This window comes from Pseudomonas sp. COW5 (assembly GCF_026240005.1).
GTDB classification, from domain to species: Bacteria; Pseudomonadota; Gammaproteobacteria; order Pseudomonadales; family Pseudomonadaceae; genus Aquipseudomonas; species Aquipseudomonas kribbensis.
In genome coordinates this window covers 852,249-868,627 of the sequence record NZ_JAPHVP010000001.1, presented here as the reverse complement: position 1 = coordinate 868,627, position 16,379 = coordinate 852,249, and the positions used below count along the sequence as shown (strand labels likewise).

Here is a 16,379-nt window from a genome sequence, read left to right as displayed (position 1 = left end):
ATCATGACGATGTTTGATGCTTCGCGGTTTCCCGAGGCCGGGGTAGGGCTGGAGTATCACTTGCCCCGTCACCGGGTGGCGGATCATGCAGTCGATCCGGCCCTCGAACGGATCCTCGCCGAAGGTCTGCCGTATTTCGATTACCTGGAGTTTCAACCGACCCACAGCATCCTCGAGCCACGCCTGCTTGAAGTGGGGGAGCAGACGCCCAGTCTGCTGCATTCGTCCAGCCTGTCTCTGGGCAGTGTAGGCATCGCGATGGATCGCGAGTTTCTGCAGATGACCCGACGGCTGTGCGACAGAACCCGCTCACCCTGGCTGGCGGAGCACATTTCCTGGTCGCGGTTTCACGGTGGTGACACCCAGCACTTCATTTTGCCCACCCTGGCGGCGGAAGTGGCCGACACGGTGGTCGCCAACGCCCTTGAGCTGCAAGCACTGACCGCGACGCCGCTGGTACTGGAAAACGCGCCTCGCCTGTTTGCATTGGCCGACGCCCACGAGCAGCCGGAAGGCGAATTCATTTCCAGCGTGGTGCAACGCAGCCATGCGGGGTTTTTGCTGGATCTGGACAGCGCCATCACCACCGCCAAAGCGCTGGGTTATGACCTGAAAGACTATCTGCGTTCGTTGCCGCTGGACCGGTTGATTGAAATCCACACCGGGCATCCGCGTCGGGACTGGGATCTGTTGACGCAGTTGTTTGCGGTGTCTCCCCTCCGGGCGGTGACGCTGGAGTGGGATATCGCCGACAGAACCGATGATGCGCAACTGGAGGTCCTGATTCGCGACATCAAGCGTCTCAAGCCGAGGGTGCTGTTCTGGCAGGGGCGCGTGCCTCCGCCAGTGCAGGAAACCCCGGCCCTTGAGCCTGGCTCGCTGCTCAAACTCAGGGAAAACGTATGGTTCAGTGTCGGGCCTTCATCATTTGTACTGCGTGATCGGCAGTCGGGCCTGAGTCTGGAGTTCTGCCTGACTTTGTTGCCACTGCTGAACCACTTCATGATTCCGCACACGCTGGAAAGTGCGCTGATGCTGCCGGGTATTTTGAACAGCCCGGGGCAGGGCAGTCACCTGGCTTTTTTGCAGGCGCTGGTGAGTCACGGGATTGTGCAAACGATAGACGGCCCGCCGGACGGGGCGCAGAGGCAGCCGCTCCGGCTCTGGTCCCGCTGGGAAGCGGCGCTGGAGTTTTACCTCAGCACCCGTACCGGTTTGCAGACACCCTATGTCAGCGTCGTCGAGCTTGAGGCCGAGCTGGAACAGAAGGCCTCGCAACAGCGTCAACCGTCGTCCTTCAAGGACTATCACTCTCATCCCTTCATCGCTCTGGAAAATCCGCTGCTGGTGCCCGGCGAGACTCTCGCCGAAACGACGCTGCTCGATTCGTTGTGCGCCCGGCGTACCTCTCGGGCGTTCAGCGGCAAGCCGTTGAGCCCGACGCAATTGTCCTTGCTGCTCTATTACACCTGGGGCGTGACGGCGATGGAGCCGAACGGCATGGGTGACTATTTTCTGAAGAAAACCTCACCCTCCGGCGGTTCGCTGCAAGCCACAGAGGTGTATGCGGTGCTGATGAATGTGCAGGGTTTTGAGCGGGGGCTTTATCACTACTCCGTACGTCGTCACGGATTGGAGTTGCTGTCGCGGGAAGATCCTAGTACCTGGATCAACGAGGCCAGTGGCGGGCAACCCTGGGTGAAGGATGCGGCCGCGGTATTCGTGTCCACCGCGCGGGTCGAGCGGTTGGCCTGGAAGTACGAGTTCAGCCGCGCGCTGCGGGTGGCGCTGATGGATGCCGGACACCTGAGCCAGACGTTTTCACTGGTGGCTACGGCCCTGAATCTTGGGTGCTTCACCACGGCGGCGCTGCGCGATGAAATGTTCGAAAACCGCCTGGGGCTCGATTATCTGGAAGAAACGGTGTTTCTGCTCAACGGTGTCGGCGGCTGAAGGCGTTGTGCAGACAACAAAAAGCCCACCGGATGGTGGGCTTTTTGTTTATCGCGAGACGATCAGAACAACTTCATCTTCGGCGCTTCTTCTTTCAGCGGCTCGTTCTGCGCGGTTTGCGCATTCCAGCCACCACCCAGTGCCTTGTACAGGTTGACCGCACTGGTCAGTTGCGCAAGGCGGTCGGTGATCAGGGCCTGTTGGGCGCTGAACAGCTGACGCTGGGCATCGAGGAAGGTCAGGTTGCTGTCGACGCCGATGCGATAGCGACGCTCGGCCAGACGGTAGTAGTCCTGGTTCGCGGCGACGAAATCACGCTGGGCCTGCAACTGCTCGGTGTAGGTCTGGCGCGCGGCCAGGCCGTCGGCGACTTCCTGGAAGGCCGTTTGAATGGACTTCTCGTAGTTCGCCACGCCAATGTCCTTCTGGATCTTGGCGTAGTCGAGGCTGGCGCGCAGGCTGCCGGCGTTGAAGATCGGCAGGTTTATCTGCGGCTGGAACAGCCACGTACCCGAACCGCCCTTGAACAGGCCGGACAGGTCCGGGCTCAGGCTGCCCGCGTTGGCGGTCAGGCTGATGCTCGGGAAGAATGCTGCACGGGCCGCGCCGATGTTGGCGTTGGCGGCCTTCAGGTTGTATTCGGCCTGAAGGATGTCCGGACGACGTTGCAGCAGATCCGACGGCAGACCGGCCGGCACATCGCTGAGCAGGTCATCCGACAGCGGTTTGGCCGCTTGCAGGTTGGCCGGCACGCCGGTGCCGAGCAGCAGGGTCAGGCTGTTTTCGTCCTGGGCCACCTGGCGGGTATAACGCGCCAGTTGGGCGCGGGCGTTCTCGACCGAAGTGCGCGACTGCGCCAGGTCCAGCGCCGAAGCCACACCGACTTCGTTGCTGCGGCTGGTCAGCTTGTAGCTTTCCTCGAAGGCACCGAGGGTGTCTTGAGTCAGCTTCAGCAGTTCCTTGTCGGCCTGCCAGGTCAGATAGGCGTTGGCCACGCTGGCCACCAGGCTGATCTGGGTGCTGCGGCGCGCTTCTTCGGTGGCGAAGTATTGTTGCAGCGCTTGCTCGCTCAGGCTGCGAACCCGACCGAACAGGTCGAGCTCGTAGGCGCTGATGCCGACGGTGGCGGTGTAGGAACTGGTGATGTTCGCTTCACCGGTCTGCGATGCACGGGCCGGAACCCGCTGACGACTGCCGCTGGCATTGGCCGAGACGGCCGGGAACAGGTCGGCACGCTGGATGCGGTATTGAGCCGCGTAGGCGTCGATGTTCAGCGCCGCGACACGCAGGTCGCGGTTGTTTTCCAGGGCAACCTGGATCAGCTGTTGCAGGGCAGGGTCATGGAAAAACTGCTTCCAGCCCTGCTCGGCAGCGGCCTGCGCCGGTGCCTGGGCCGGCGAGTACGCCGGGCCCTGCGGGAATTGCGCGGCCACCGGTGCTTCAGGCTGCTGATAATCCGGTATCAGCGAGCAACCGCTCAGCACGAAGGCGGCGACTGCGATGGAGAGTAGCGACTTGCTCATTGGCCAGCCTCTTTAGGAGTTTCTTTGGTGTCATCCTCGCCAGCGATTTTGCGCTGACCCATGGACGACACAGTGACGAAGAACAGTGGGACCCAGAAGATCGCCAGTACGGTGGCAGTGATCATACCGCCAATCACCACAGTGCCGATTGCGTGCTGGCTACCTGAGCCTGCCCCGGTGGAAATCGCCAGAGGCACCACGCCGAGGATGAACGCCAGGGACGTCATGATGATCGGACGCAGACGCATGCGGCAAGCTTCGATGGCGGCATCGCGCAGGCTGCTGCCCTGTTCGTGCAGTTCCTTGGCGAATTCGACGATCAGAATGGCGTTTTTCGCCGCCAGACCGATAGTCGTCAACAGGCCTACCAGGAAGTACACGTCGTTGGACAGACCGCGCAGGCTGGTCGCCAGCAATGCCCCGATGATCCCCAGCGGTACGACGAGCACGACGGCGATCGGAATCGACCAGCTCTCGTAGAGGGCCGCCAGGCACAGGAACACCATCAACAGCGACAGCGCGAACAGTGCCGGCGCTTGCGAGCCTGCCAGACGTTCTTCATAGGACAGACCGGTCCAGGAGATACCGACACCTTTTGGCAGCTTGGCGGCAATCGCCTCGACCTCGGCCATGGCTTCACCGGTGGAGTAGCCAGGCGCCGGGGCGCCGAGGATCTCGATTGCTTCCACACCGTTGTAACGCGACAGCTTCGGCGAACCGTAGATCCACTCGCCCTTGGCAAACGCGGAGAACGGAACCATGGTGCCGGCGGCATTGCGTACGTACCACTTCTTCAGGTCCTCCGGGCTCATGCGGGAGTCCGGCTGGCCCTGCACGTACACCTTCTTCACCCGACCGCGGTCGATGAAGTCGTTGACGTAGCTACTGCCCAGCGCAATCGACAGGGTGTTGTTGATGTCGGCGATGGTAATGCCCAGTGCACTGGCCTTCTCGTCATCGATTTCCAGCTGGAACTGCGGCTCGTCGTTCAGACCGTTCGGACGCACCTGCGACAGCACCTTGCTCTGCGCCGCCATGCCAAGGAACTGGTTGCGCGCGGCCATCAGCTGATCGTGACCGATACCGGCACGGTCTTGCAGGAACACGTCGAAACCGGTGGCGTTGCCCAGCTCCAGTACCGCTGGCGGAGCGAAGGCAAACACCATCGCATCGCGGAAGGTAAAGAAGTGCTGCTGGGCGCGGGCGGCGAGTTTGAACACGCTGTTGTCGGCGTTCCGTTCGTGCCACGGCTTGAGCATGATGAACGCCATGCCCGAGCTCTGGCCACGGCCGGCGAAGTTGAAGCCGGTTACGGTGAACACCGACGCTACGGCATCGCCTTCACCGCCATCCTTGGTCGGACGCAGCAGGAACTCGCGCATTTCATCCACGACCACCTGAGTGCGCTGGGCACTGGAGCCGGCCGGGGTCTGCACCTGGGCGAACAGTACGCCCTGGTCTTCTTCCGGCAGGAAGGAAGATGGAATACGCAGGAACAGCCAGATCATGCCGACGACGATGATCAGGTAAGCCAGCAGGTACGGGGCCTTGTGACGCAGGATGTTGCCAACGCCACGCTCATAGCTTTTGACGCTGCGGTCGAAACCACGGTTGAACCAGCCAAAGAAACCTTTTTTCGGGGTGCCGTGTTCACCGTGCGGAATCGCCTTGAGCATGGTGGCGCACAGCGCCGGGGTGAAAATCAGCGCAACCAGTACCGACAGCGCCATGGCCGAAACGATGGTGATCGAGAACTGCTTGTAGATCACACCGGTGGAGCCACCGAAGAACGCCATAGGCAGCAGTACCGCCGACAGCACCAGGGCGATACCGACCAGGGCGCCCTGGATCTGTCCCATGGACTTCTTGGTAGCTTCCTTGGGTGACAAGCCTTCTTCGCTCATCACCCGCTCGACGTTTTCCACCACGACGATGGCGTCGTCCACCAGCAAGCCGATGGCCAGAACCATGCCGAACATGGTCAGGGTGTTGATGCTGAAACCGGCGGCCGCGAGGATGCCGAACGTACCGAGCAATACCACCGGCACGGTCATCGTGGTGATGACCGTGGCGCGGAAGTTCTGCAGGAACAGGAACATTACCAGGAACACCAGCACGATCGCTTCGACCAGGGTTTCAACCACACCCTTGATCGACTCGGTCACCACGGGGGTGGTGTCGTACGGAAACACCACTTCCATCCCTTGCGGGAAGAACGGCTTGAGGCTGTCGATGGTGTTGCGCAGTGCCTTGGCGGTGTCGAGGGCGTTGGCGCCGTTGGCCAGTTTTACCGCCAGACCGGAAGCCGGGCTGCCGTTGAACTGGGCGCTGATGGCGTAGTTTTCGCCACCGAGGCCGACGTCTGCGACGTCTTTGAGGCGAACCTGCGAGCCGTCCTTGTTGACCTTGAGCAGAATCTCTTTGAACTGCTCGGCGGTCTGCAGGCGGGTCTTGCCGATGATCGTGGCGTTCAGCTGCTGGCCTTGCACGGCTGGCAGGCCGCCGAGCTGACCGGACGAGACCTGGACGTTCTGCGCCGCAATCGCGGTTTTCACGTCGACCGGGGTCAGGTTGAAGTTGTTCAACTTGGCCGGGTCGAGCCAGATGCGCATCGCATACTGGGCACCGAAGACCTGGAAGTCACCGACACCGGCGGTCCGCGAAATCGGGTCCTGCATGTTCGACACGATGTAGTTGGACAGGTCGTCCTTGCTCATGCTGCCGTCACGCGATACCACGCCGATCACCAGCAGGAAGTTCTTCACTGCCTTGGTCACACGGATACCCTGTTGCTGCACTTCCTGCGGCAACAGCGGGGTGGCCAGGTTCAGCTTGTTCTGGACCTGGACCTGCGCGGTGTCGGAGTTGGTGCCTTGCTCGAAGGTCGCGGTGATGGTCATGCTGCCGTCGGAGTTACTTTCCGAGGACACATAACGCAGGTTGTCGATACCGTTGAGCTGTTGTTCGATCACCTGGACCACGGTGTCCTGGACCGTCTGTGCCGAAGCACCCGGGTAGGTCACGGAGATCGCAATGGCCGGTGGCGCAATGCTCGGGTACTGGTTGATCGGCAGCTTCAGGATCGAAAGTGCCCCGACCAGCATGATCACCAGGGCAATTACCCAGGCGAAAATCGGACGGTCGATGAAAAATTTTGACATGGATTACTCCCCTTTGCCGCCGGCGGCTTTGTCAGCTGCCTGAGCGGGGGCCGGGTTCTTCTTGCCGACGTTGGTCGCTTCGGTCGGTTTGACCTCAACACCCGGTTTGACGAATTGCAGCCCTTCGGTGATCAGACGATCGCCGGCTTTCAGACCGTCTTCGATCAGCCACTGGCTGCCGACGGTGCGGCTGGCCTTGAGCTGACGCAGTTCGACCTTGTTGTCCGCACCGACGACCAGCGCGGTCGGGGTGCCTTTGAGATCGCGGGTCACGCCTTGCTGCGGTGCAAGGATCGCGGCGCTGTTCACACCGGCCTGCAATTGCGCGTGGACGAACATGCCCGGCAACAGGGTGTGATCCGGGTTCGGGAACACGGCGCGCAGGGTCACGGAACCGGTGGTCTGATCGACCGACACTTCGGAAAATTCCAGCTTACCGTCGAGCTTGTACTGGCTGCCGTCTTCCAGGGTCAGCTTGACCGCCGCGGCGTTGTCACCGGCCTTCTGCAGACGGCCGCTTTCCAGTTCGCGACGCAGTTCCAGCAGTTCGACCGAGGACTGCGTCACGTCGACGTAGATCGGGTCCAGTTGCTGGATGGTCGCCATCGCATCGGTCTGGCCGTTGCTGACCAGCGCGCCTTCGGTGACCGAAGAACGACCGATACGCCCGGAGATCGGCGCGTAGACCTTGGTGTAACGCACGTTGATCTGCGCGCTCTGCAGCGAAGCTTCCGATTGCAGGCGGTTGGACACGGCGGTGTCGTATTCCTGACGGCTCACGGCCTGCTCGTCGACCAGTTGCTTGTAGCGATCGGAGATCGACTTGGTCGAACGCAGGTTGGCTTCGGCGCTTTTCAGGGTCGCTTCATAGACCGACGGATCGATCTGATACAGCTGCTGGCCGGCTTTGACATCGCCGCCTTCCTTGAACAGACGCTTGAGAATGATGCCGTTGACCTGTGGGCGGACTTCAGCGATGCGGAACGCACTGGTGCGGCCCGGAAGTTCCGACGTCAGGGTAAAGGCTTGTGGTTGCAGGGTGACGACGCCGACCTGAGGAGGTGGTGCGGCGGGAGCCGCCTCTTCCTTTTTACATCCGCTGAGCAGCGATGCCAGGGCGACGGCAGTGACCAGAGCGGTAACAGCTGGCTTGAATTGCATGAAGATCCTCGGGTCAGGCGCGCGAAAAGCGCACAAGAAGTGTGGAAGGGTAAAAAATGGGTGCCGGGTGGATAAGTAGCTTGCTAAGGAATATACTTACGTTCATGGTTGTTTGTAAATACCTTTGCCGCGCACCCACCTGGTTACAAAAGTCGTCGCAAGGTCTGAAATTGTAGGCCGGGGGAGTCGATCCGCGAGAGATCCACCCCTTTTTATTCAGCGGATATTCAGCCATCCCTGAAACATCCTGTTTGAGGTTTTACTGCCATGGTTCGTCGTACCAAAGAGGAAGCTCAGGAAACGCGAAGCCAGATTCTGGAAGCCGCCGAAAAAGCTTTCTTTGAGAGGGGAGTGGCCCGCACCACGCTCTCCGATATCGCGAGCCTGGCCGGCGTGACGCGTGGCGCCATCTACTGGCACTTCAGCAACAAGGCCGATTTGCTGCAGGCGATGCTCGATACGCTGCACGAGCCGCTGGATGAACTGGCCAAGGCCAGCGAAAGCGAGGACGAACCCGACCCGCTGGGCTGCATGCGCAAGCTGCTGATTCATTTGTTTCATCAAGTTGCGCTGGACCCGAAGACCCGGCGTATCAACGAAATTCTGTTTCATAAGTGCGAATTCACCGATGAAATGTGCGACCTGCGCCAACAGCGCCGGACCGCCAGCCTCGATTGCAATGTGCGGATCGCGCTGACATTGAGTAATGCGGTCAATCGTGGGCAACTGCCGGCGGACCTCGACACCGCTCGCGCTGCCATCAGCATTCACGCCTTTATCGATGGCATCCTGTATCAGTGGCTGCTGGCCCCGGACAGCTTCGAGCTGTACGCCGAAGCCGAGCGCTGGGTCGATACAGGGCTGGACATGCTGCGCTGGAGCCCCAGCCTGCGCAAATGAAACAAAATGCGTAATTGGATCAGGTTATGTCAATGAAGGAGGCGGATGAAGATCCCTGTTCGTTCGCCTCGCCGCAGTGGATTGCTTTTATATACCTCAACCCATCGAGTTGATACGTAGCGAACTACGTATTTTGTAGGGATTTTGTGTCAAACCTGTGAGCGATTCGCGAACCCCGCGCCCAATAAAAAGCCCCCGATTCTCACGAGTCGGGGGCTTTTTGCGTTTCTGCGGTGTGGCTTACAGCGTCGGGTAGTCGAGGTAACCGACCGCGCCTTTGCCGTAGAAGGTTTCCGGGTGCGGTTGGTTCAGCGGCGCGTCGGCCTTCAAACGGGCCGGCAGGTCCGGGTTGGCAATGAACGGGATGCCGAACGCCACGGCGTCAGCCTTGCCCTCGGCCAGCCACGCGTTGGCGCTGTCCTTGGTGAAGCGCTCGTTGGCGATGTACGCGCCGCCGAAGGCTTCTTTCAGTTGTGGGCCGAGGCTGTCGGTGCCTTCTTTCTCGCGGGAGCAGATAAAGGCGATGCCACGCTTGCCCAGTTCGCGGGCGACGTAGGTGAAGGTCTCGGCCAGATTGTCGTCGCCCATGTCATGGGAGTCGGCGCGTGGTGCCAGGTGTACGCCGACACGTCCGGCTCCCCAGACTTCGATCGCTGCGTCGGTCACTTCCAGCAGCAGGCGGGCACGGTTTTCCAGGGAGCCGCCGTAGTTGTCGGTGCGCTGGTTGGTGCTGCTTTGCAGGAACTGGTCGAGCAGGTAGCCGTTGGCGCCGTGGATTTCCACGCCGTCGAAACCGGCGGCCTTGGCGTTTTCCGCACCGACGCGGTAGGCGTCGACGATGTCAGCGATTTCAGCGGTTTCCAGCGCGCGCGGCGTCGGGAAGTCGGCCAGAGGGCGAACCAGGCTGACGTGGCCTTTAGGCTGGATGGCGCTCGGTGCAACCGGGGTTTCGCCGTTCAGGTACGACGGGTGGGAAATCCGCCCGACGTGCCACAGTTGCAGGACGATCTTGCCGCCGGCTGCGTGAACGGCCTTGGTCACGTTGGTCCAGCCGCGCACTTGATCGTTGGACCAGATGCCCGGGGTGTCCGGGTAGCCGACGCCCATCGGGGTCACCGAGGTGGCTTCGCTGAGAATCAGGCCGGCAGAGGCGCGTTGTACGTAGTATTCGGCCATCAGCGCGTTCGGTACGCGGCCTTCGTCGGCGCGGCAGCGGGTCAGCGGCGCCATGATGATGCGGTTGGACAGCTCGAGGTCGCCCAGTTTGATCGGATCGAAAATTGTTGCCATGAGATACAACCCTCGTGAAGTAAGTGAGTGAATCAGTTAGCGGTGGCCAGCTCGGGATTACCGTTCCGGCGGAATGTGATCAGGGTGACCAGCAGGGCCAGGATCGCCAGCGCCGCAGCGGCAAGGGGAACGCTGGTGAGGCCGTAGCCGTGGGCGATGACGCTGCCGCCGACCCAGGCGCCGAGGGCGTTGCCGACGTTGAAGGCGCCGATGTTCAGGGTCGACACCAGGTTCGGTGCGGCCTGGCCGTAGGTCACGACATTCACTTGCAGGGCCGGCACGGCGGCGAAACACGCGGTGGCCCAGAGGAACAGGGTGATTTCGGTAGGGATCAGCGCAATGCTGGTCCAGGTCAGGACGGTGGAGGTCACGGCCATGGCAATGAACACGCCGATCAGCGTCGCGGCCAGGCCTTTGTCGGCCATCTTGCCGCCGATGATGTTGCCGACGGTCAGGCCCAGGCCGATCAACATCAGGGTCCAGGTCACGCCACGGGGCGAGACGCCGGTGACATCACCCAGCAGCGGTGCGACGTAAGTGAACAGAGTGAACACCGAGGCGGCGAACAATGCAGTCATACTCAGCGACAGCCAGATCCCGGCGCCTTTGAGCGCGGCCAGTTCGGCGCGCATGTCGAGTTTTTCTTCGTCACGCTTGGCCGGCAGGAAGCGGATCAGGCCGATCAGCGCGATCACACCGATCACGGTCACTGCCCAGAAGGTCGAGCGCCAGCCGGCTTCCTGACCGAGGGCGGTGCCCAGCGGTACGCCGAGTACGTTGGCCAGGGTCAGGCCGGTGAACATCAGGGCCACGGCCGAAGCGCGTTTGTTCGGCGCCACCAGGTTGGCCGCCACCACCGAGCCGATGCCGAAGAACGCACCGTGACACAGGGCGGTGACCACTCGGGCGAACATCAGCACCTCGTAGTCAGTGGCGATGGCGCAGAGCAGGTTGCCGATAATGAAGATGCCCATCAGCGCCACCAGTGCAGCCTTGCGCGGCAGTTTGGCGGTGGCCATCGCCATGAACGGTGCACCGATGGCCACGCCCAGGGCGTAACCGGTCACCAGCCAGCCGGCGCCGGGGATCGACACGCCGAGATCCGCCGCCACATCGGGCAACAGGCCCATGATGACGAATTCCGTGGTGCCGATGGCGAAGGCGCTCAGGGCGAGTATGAGGAGCGAGAGGGGCATCATTTAGTCCTTTTCGGCTGGCTGACGTTAAGGGTCAGAGCTCTTTACTGAGAGTGCTGAGGAACGCCTGGATCACGTCCTCGTTGCGTTTGAAAAAGTGCCACTGCCCGGCTTTCTGGCTGCTGATCAGCCCGGCCCGTTGCAGGGTGGCCAGGTGGGCGGAGACGGTCGATTGCGACAGGCCGCAGCGTTGGTCGATCTGCCCGGCGCAGATGCCGTACTCGTGGTTGTGGATCTGTTCCGGAAACTGGGCTTTCGGGTCTTTCAGCCAGTTGAGGATGTCTCGCCGTACTGGGTGTGCCAGGGCTTTTATTATTTCGTCGAGGTCAATGTTCATGGCTGGTTGCTCGTGATGTGTGTAGCGCTATATCGCGATGAGGCGAACTTTAAATCGGTATTTCGCGATATACCAATATGAATTCGATCTGACGACCGCATAAATCGGTATATCGGGTTATAACGATATGTGAGGTGTAAACAAACGCGGGCGCGGTGCTAAGCTGCGCCCATGAACTATCTCGCACATTTGCACCTCGGTGGCCAGCGCCCCGGTCAACTGCTCGGCAGTCTGTATGGCGATTTCGTCAAAGGACGGCTGCAAGGGCAGTTCGACCCTGAGATCGAAGCGGCAATTACCTTGCATCGTCAGATCGACGTGTTCACCGATCGCCACCCTTTGGTCGACGCTTCATTGGCGCGTTTTTCAACGACCCGCCGCCGTTACGCCGGCATCGTCCTCGACGTGTTTTTCGACCATTGCCTGGCCCGGGACTGGGCGTTGTATGCCGACCGGCCGTTGGGGCAATTCACCACGGACGTTTATCGCGTGCTGTCCAGCGAGCGGCAATTGCCCGAGCGCCTGGCGAAGATCGCCCCGCACATGGTGGCCAATGACTGGTTGGGTTCGTATCAGGAATTCGAAATGCTGGAACAGGTGCTGCGCGGGATTTCCCGGCGCCTGAGCAAGCCTGAAGAACTGGCGGGGGCGATGCAGGAGTTGCGGCGCTTGTATGAACCGCTCAGTGACGACTTTCGCTTGTTCTACCCACAGCTGCAGGACTTCGCAGGCCAGCAGCTGTAGGCAGAGGAGGACGATCAGGCAGCGATCAGTTCGCCTGCGCGACGCGGTTCGGCCGGTTTGGCCACCTCGCCGAACAATGCTTTCTGTACCGCTTGCTGGGCTTCGTACGCCAGCGCCGCGCGTTCCCGACCCTGACAGGCAATCGGCTTGAGCAGGTGAACTTCCACATCGCCGCAATCGTTGCTGAAAAGGCGCATCAGGTGCGACAGCAGATCATCGTCGCCAATGAACGGTGCCAGCGTGTCGATCTCTCCATCGCGCAGATAACGGATCGCCACCGGTTGCAGCATCACTTCCGAATCAATCGCCGCCGACAGCAGACGACCATGAAAGGTGCGCAGCGAGCGGCCGTCGGTGGTGGTGCCTTCCGGGAACATCAGCAGCGGATGATCGGTTTGCAGGTGACGGGTCATCTGCTTGCGGATCAACTGGCTGTCGCCCGAACCGCGACGAATGAACAGGCTGCCGGCCTTCGCCGCCAGCCAGCCGGCCACCGGCCAGGTGCGCACTTCGGCCTTGGACAGAAACGACAGCGGCGTGAGCATGCCGAGCAGCGGAATGTCAGTCCACGACACATGGTTGCTGACCCACAGCATCGGCTGTTTCGGCAGCTCACCGTGCACGGTTACGCGAAAGGGCAGGGCATTGCTTAGGCGCGCCATGAAAAACCGCGACCAGCGCTGCCGGCGTTGCATCGAATGAGCCAGCCCCAGACGTTCGAAAACCCCGAAGACACTGGCCATGCTCAAACCCAGCGTCACCACCAGCAGCACCCGTGCGATCCGCGCGTACACCCGCAGCCGGCTCATCACACGGCCGCCTTGAAGTGCTTGGCGTAGCGCGGGCAGAGTTCGTCGCGCTTGAGCAGGATGAACACATCGGCGACCTGGAAGTCTTCGTCCCAGCATGGCTCGCCGCAGATCTTCGCGCCCAGGCGCATGTAGGCCTTGAGCAGCGGCGGCATTTCGGCGATCACGTTCGAAGGAAGATCCAGCGTTGGCAGCGGATTCTTCGGTTCGGCGCGCAGGTGTTCGGTGCACAGATAACGTTCGCGCAGGCGCTGCATGATCGCGTGGGCCTGTACGCCGCCGTCCTGCATCGGGATGCTCGCGCAACCCATCAGGTAGCTGTAGCCGCCCTGATTGAGGACTTCGGCCAGTTCGCCCCAAAGCACAGCGATGGTGCCGCCGTTGCGGTAGGCCGGGTCGACGCAGGTGCGGCCGATTTCCAGGATCGGGCCTTGCAGACCGGCGAGGCCGTGCAGGCTGAATTCTTCTTCGCTGTAGAACTTGCCCAGGCTGCTGGCGGCGGTGTGATCGAGCAAACGGGTGGTCGCCACCAGGCGGCCGGTGTTCAGGTCACGCACGCCGATGTGGCTGCAGTGAACATCATAGTCATCCATGTCCAGACCCAGTTCCGCGCCTTTCAGCTTGGCGTTGAACTCGCCGCTGAACACGTTGAAACGCAGGGCCTGGGCTTGCTGCAAGGCCTCGGCGCCGATCAGGCGTTCGGCTTGCAGGCGGCGTTCATTGCCGGTGTCGCTGATGCGGGCGATCTGAGTCATTTGAATCTCCGTACGGGCCTTTAACCCGTCGTGGGTTACAGCCGATCGACTTTCTTTATGCAGCTGTGTTGTGCAAAGTCAGGCTATGTAGCCCCGGTGTCATCGCCATGAATGTTTGGTGATGCTTATATGACAGCCCACGAGGAGCCTCTGATGACCTGGTCGACCCTGCTTGAATGTCGCGAACGCCTGCCCGCCGTTGCCGATCTGGCGGAGGGTTTCGCCACGCTGCTGCATCAACTGGGCAGCGTCACGCCGTTCGAACTGGCGGTGGCGGGAGGGCGGCGGATGGCGACGCCGGGGCTGGCGTTTCTGGTGGGTTATCAGGCGGCGTTGCGGATGCTTTGGCCGAGCGCGCCGCCGAGCCTCGGCGCGTTGTGTGCGACCGAACAGCGCAGCCTGCGGCCGGCGGACATGCAGACCCGGCTGACAGATTTGCGCCTCAACGGGCAAAAGGATTTCGTCACCGCCGGCGACGCGGCGGACTGGCTGTTGATCGCGGCCCGCAGTGAGCAACCCGGCGAATCACCGCGCCTGAGCCTGGCGGTGGTGTACCCCGGCGAATCCGGCGTGCGGGTGGAAAAACTCCCGGCACTGCCATTGATGCCGGACATCAGCCATGGTCGGCTGCATCTCGACGACGCTCTGTGCGAACTGCTCGCCGGGGACGGTTGGGACGCTTACGTCAAACCGTTCCGCACCCTTGAAGATGTTTACGTGTTGAGCGCAATGACCGCATGGCTGTACGGCGTCGGTCAGGACAGTGGCTGGCCGCAGCCGCTGCAATTGCGCTTGCTGGCGCTATTGGCCGGGTGTGCGGAGGTCAGTCGGCAGCCGCCGAACAATCCGGCGGGGCATGTGTTGCTCGGTGGCTTGTTTGCGCAGTTCGACGGGCTCAAGCCGGAGATCGATCAGGCATTGCGCGACAGTCATCCGGAGTGGGCGGCGATGTGGCAGCGCGATCAGGCGTTGATGCAGCTGGCAGCGGGCGCGCGGGCCAAACGGCTGGCCAAGGCGTTGGCGGCAAGCCAAAACACATCTGTCATGAACGCCGGCTAGTCTTGGCAGGTTCATCCCCAGAGCCCTCACCATGTTCAAAGGCCTGTCCCTGTTTCTGCTGCTGATCAGCTTCACGGTTCAGGCCGAACAATGGCCGGGCGAGCAATGGCCGACCGGTCCGAAAATCGCCGGTTCGGCCGTCGAAGCACTGGAGGCTTATGCCTTCCCGACCCGCGATGACAACACCCGCAAAGGCATCCGCACCGACGCCTTGCTGGTGATCCGCGACGGTCAGCTCATCTACGAACGCTACGCCGCTGCGACCACCGCCGACACCCCGCACCTGACCTGGTCGATCAGCAAAAGCCTGGTGGCCACGGTGTTTGGCGTGGCCTACGGCGAAGGCTTGTTCAAGCTGGATGATCCGGCGGCGAAGTTTTACCCGGTGCTGGAAAAACACCCGGCCATCAAAATCCAGGATCTGCTGCACTGGGCCTCGGGCATCGACTGGCAGGAAGACTACGAATACGCCCCGCTGAAATCCTCGGTGGTGGCGATGCTCTACACCCGCGGCCACCGCGACATGGCCGCCTTCACTGCCGATCACGACAGCTACGCGCCAGCGGGTCAGGCGTTCCGCTACTCCAGCGGCGACAGCAATCTGTTGGCCGCCGCGCTGAAAACCATCGTCGGCCCGCAGCGCTATCCGGACTATCCATGGACAGCGCTTTTCGATCCGTTGGGCATCCGCCACGCCACCTGGGAAACCGATGCCACGGGCACTTTCGTCGCGTCTTCCTATGCCTACCTGACGGCCCGGGATCTGGCGCGAATCGGCCTGCTGATGGAACGGGACGGACGCTGGAACGACCGACAGTTGTTGCCCAAGGATTGGGTCGCGTTCAACCGCCAGCCCTTCGCCGGCTACAAGGCTAATCAGGACGAAGCCGTGCCCGGCGGCCACTGGTGGTTGAATCGCCCGGCGGACGGCGCGCCCTCGCCGTGGCCCGACGCACCGCCCGACACCTTCGCCGCCCTCGGCCATTGGGGCCAGGCGCTGTACGTGATCCCGAGTGAAAAACTGGTGATCGTGCGCTACGGCGATGACCGCGACGGCAGCTATCGCCACAACGAATTGCTCAAGCGCGTGCTCGGGGCGGTGCGGCCATGAAACTGTTCAGACGCATCCTGCTGGTGTTGCTTGTCGTGCTGCTCGGCTGGGGCTGGCATGAACGGGAAAACCTGTGGGCCTTCCCCGACATCATCAGCGCCTACACCGCCAAGGAATACTGTTCGTGCCGCTACGTGATGAACAATGACGCCGAATATTGCCGGGGCTACGTGAAGCAGTGGTTGCCCAGCGAATTGACCGATGACAGCACGCAAAAACTCGTCAGCGCTAGTGGCATGGGCCGTACCAACAGCGCCCAATGGCAGGGCGAACGCCAGGGCTGTCGCCTCAAGCCCTGATCGGCAAAATCAACTACCGGTTTGCATCCCGGCTTCAGGCAGTTAAGGTTCGTGCAGGTTTATCGGCCCCACGAGTCTTGA

14 protein-coding genes are annotated in these 16,379 nt (G+C 61.7%); 6 read left to right on the top strand and 8 right to left on the bottom strand.

The window, feature by feature from the left end:
• Positions 1-3 precede the first annotated feature (3 nt).
• The gene (locus OQ248_RS03965) at positions 4-1,953 is read left to right on the top strand and encodes a DUF692 family multinuclear iron-containing protein (RefSeq protein ID WP_265812095.1); all 1,950 of its coding nucleotides are present in this window, start codon (positions 4-6) and stop codon (positions 1,951-1,953) included.
• 62 nt (positions 1,954-2,015) lie between these two features.
• Here the strand turns inward: OQ248_RS03965 and emhC are convergent, their stop codons facing one another.
• From emhC to emhA, 3 genes are read right to left on the bottom strand one after another with little or no spacing between them, the layout of a single operon-like run.
• Positions 2,016-3,476, bottom strand: a complete 1,461-nt coding sequence (gene emhC, locus OQ248_RS03960) for an efflux RND transporter outer membrane subunit EmhC (protein ID WP_085712977.1) — start codon at positions 3,474-3,476, stop codon at positions 2,016-2,018.
• Complete coding sequence (gene emhB / locus OQ248_RS03955; protein WP_265812094.1) at positions 3,473-6,637, bottom strand: efflux RND transporter permease subunit EmhB; 3,165 nt, start codon at positions 6,635-6,637, stop codon at positions 3,473-3,475. Before emhB ends, emhC begins: the two co-directional genes overlap by 4 nt.
• A 3-nt stretch (positions 6,638-6,640) precedes the next feature.
• A complete protein-coding gene (gene emhA / locus OQ248_RS03950) occupies positions 6,641-7,798 on the bottom strand; it encodes an efflux RND transporter periplasmic adaptor subunit EmhA (RefSeq protein WP_265812093.1) in 1,158 nt (385 codons plus the stop codon).
• Between the two features lie 267 nt (positions 7,799-8,065).
• On the opposite strand from emhA, the gene emhR reads away from it, so the two are divergent.
• Entirely contained in the window at positions 8,066-8,698 is a 633-nt protein-coding gene (emhR, locus tag OQ248_RS03945; RefSeq protein ID WP_114881735.1) for an efflux system transcriptional repressor EmhR, read from the top strand.
• 240 nt (positions 8,699-8,938) lie between these two features.
• On the opposite strand, the gene OQ248_RS03940 is transcribed toward emhR, so the two are convergent.
• The 3 genes from OQ248_RS03940 to OQ248_RS03930 are packed head-to-tail and all read right to left on the bottom strand — an operon-like array spanning position 8,939 to position 11,521.
• Complete coding sequence (locus tag OQ248_RS03940; protein WP_119427270.1) at positions 8,939-9,988, bottom strand: alkene reductase; 1,050 nt, start codon at positions 9,986-9,988, stop codon at positions 8,939-8,941.
• Positions 9,989-10,020: 32 nt separating this feature from the next.
• The gene (locus OQ248_RS03935) at positions 10,021-11,184 is read right to left on the bottom strand and encodes an MFS transporter (protein WP_119427271.1); all 1,164 of its coding nucleotides are present in this window, start codon (positions 11,182-11,184) and stop codon (positions 10,021-10,023) included.
• 34 nt (positions 11,185-11,218) lie between these two features.
• Positions 11,219-11,521 carry a helix-turn-helix transcriptional regulator gene (locus OQ248_RS03930; protein WP_007957866.1) on the bottom strand — a complete coding sequence of 101 codons (303 nt, stop codon included), beginning with the start codon at positions 11,519-11,521 and terminating at the stop codon, positions 11,219-11,221.
• A gap of 171 nt (positions 11,522-11,692) precedes the next feature.
• Here OQ248_RS03930 and OQ248_RS03925 point away from each other — a divergent pair, with 171 nt between their 5' ends.
• On the top strand, positions 11,693-12,265 hold the full coding sequence (locus OQ248_RS03925) for an ACP phosphodiesterase (protein WP_265812092.1): 573 nt from the start codon (positions 11,693-11,695) through the stop codon (positions 12,263-12,265).
• 14 nt (positions 12,266-12,279) lie between these two features.
• Here OQ248_RS03925 and OQ248_RS03920 read toward each other — a convergent pair whose 3' ends face one another.
• Together OQ248_RS03920 and olsB are read right to left on the bottom strand one after the other, a co-directional pair.
• Positions 12,280-13,074, bottom strand: a complete 795-nt coding sequence (locus OQ248_RS03920) for a lysophospholipid acyltransferase family protein (RefSeq protein WP_119427273.1) — start codon at positions 13,072-13,074, stop codon at positions 12,280-12,282.
• On the bottom strand, positions 13,074-13,829 hold the full coding sequence (gene olsB, locus OQ248_RS03915; RefSeq protein WP_085712985.1) for an L-ornithine N(alpha)-acyltransferase: 756 nt from the start codon (positions 13,827-13,829) through the stop codon (positions 13,074-13,076). The genes OQ248_RS03920 and olsB overlap by 1 nt, the downstream gene beginning before the upstream one ends.
• Positions 13,830-13,982: 153 nt before the next feature.
• Between olsB and OQ248_RS03910 the strand changes: the two genes are divergently transcribed.
• From OQ248_RS03910 to OQ248_RS03900, 3 genes are read left to right on the top strand one after another with little or no spacing between them, the layout of a single operon-like run.
• The gene (locus tag OQ248_RS03910) at positions 13,983-14,888 is read left to right on the top strand and encodes an acyl-CoA dehydrogenase family protein (protein ID WP_265812091.1); all 906 of its coding nucleotides are present in this window, start codon (positions 13,983-13,985) and stop codon (positions 14,886-14,888) included.
• 31 nt (positions 14,889-14,919) lie between these two features.
• The gene (locus tag OQ248_RS03905; RefSeq protein ID WP_265812090.1) at positions 14,920-15,999 is read left to right on the top strand and encodes a serine hydrolase; all 1,080 of its coding nucleotides are present in this window, start codon (positions 14,920-14,922) and stop codon (positions 15,997-15,999) included.
• Positions 15,996-16,298, top strand: coding sequence for an amidase (locus OQ248_RS03900; protein ID WP_265812089.1), 303 nt, complete (start codon positions 15,996-15,998; stop codon positions 16,296-16,298). The genes OQ248_RS03905 and OQ248_RS03900 overlap by 4 nt, the downstream gene beginning before the upstream one ends.
• The last annotated feature ends 81 nt before the right edge of the window (positions 16,299-16,379 follow it).

Coding starts and splice junctions, on each gene's coding strand:
- OQ248_RS03925 (WP_265812092.1), top strand. CDS start 11,693: ATGAACTATCTCGCACATTTGCACCTCGGTGGCCAGCGCCCCGGTCAA.
- emhC (WP_085712977.1), bottom strand. CDS start 3,476: ATGAGCAAGTCGCTACTCTCCATCGCAGTCGCCGCCTTCGTGCTGAGC.
- OQ248_RS03935 (WP_119427271.1), bottom strand. CDS start 11,184: ATGCCCCTCTCGCTCCTCATACTCGCCCTGAGCGCCTTCGCCATCGGC.
- OQ248_RS03910 (WP_265812091.1), top strand. CDS start 13,983: ATGACCTGGTCGACCCTGCTTGAATGTCGCGAACGCCTGCCCGCCGTT.
- emhA (WP_265812093.1), bottom strand. CDS start 7,798: ATGCAATTCAAGCCAGCTGTTACCGCTCTGGTCACTGCCGTCGCCCTG.
- OQ248_RS03905 (WP_265812090.1), top strand. CDS start 14,920: ATGTTCAAAGGCCTGTCCCTGTTTCTGCTGCTGATCAGCTTCACGGTT.
- olsB (WP_085712985.1), bottom strand. CDS start 13,829: ATGACTCAGATCGCCCGCATCAGCGACACCGGCAATGAACGCCGCCTG.
- emhR (WP_114881735.1), top strand. CDS start 8,066: ATGGTTCGTCGTACCAAAGAGGAAGCTCAGGAAACGCGAAGCCAGATT.
- OQ248_RS03920 (WP_119427273.1), bottom strand. CDS start 13,074: ATGAGCCGGCTGCGGGTGTACGCGCGGATCGCACGGGTGCTGCTGGTG.
- emhB (WP_265812094.1), bottom strand. CDS start 6,637: ATGTCAAAATTTTTCATCGACCGTCCGATTTTCGCCTGGGTAATTGCC.
- OQ248_RS03940 (WP_119427270.1), bottom strand. CDS start 9,988: ATGGCAACAATTTTCGATCCGATCAAACTGGGCGACCTCGAGCTGTCC.
- OQ248_RS03900 (WP_265812089.1), top strand. CDS start 15,996: ATGAAACTGTTCAGACGCATCCTGCTGGTGTTGCTTGTCGTGCTGCTC.
- OQ248_RS03965 (WP_265812095.1), top strand. CDS start 4: ATGACGATGTTTGATGCTTCGCGGTTTCCCGAGGCCGGGGTAGGGCTG.
- OQ248_RS03930 (WP_007957866.1), bottom strand. CDS start 11,521: ATGAACATTGACCTCGACGAAATAATAAAAGCCCTGGCACACCCAGTA.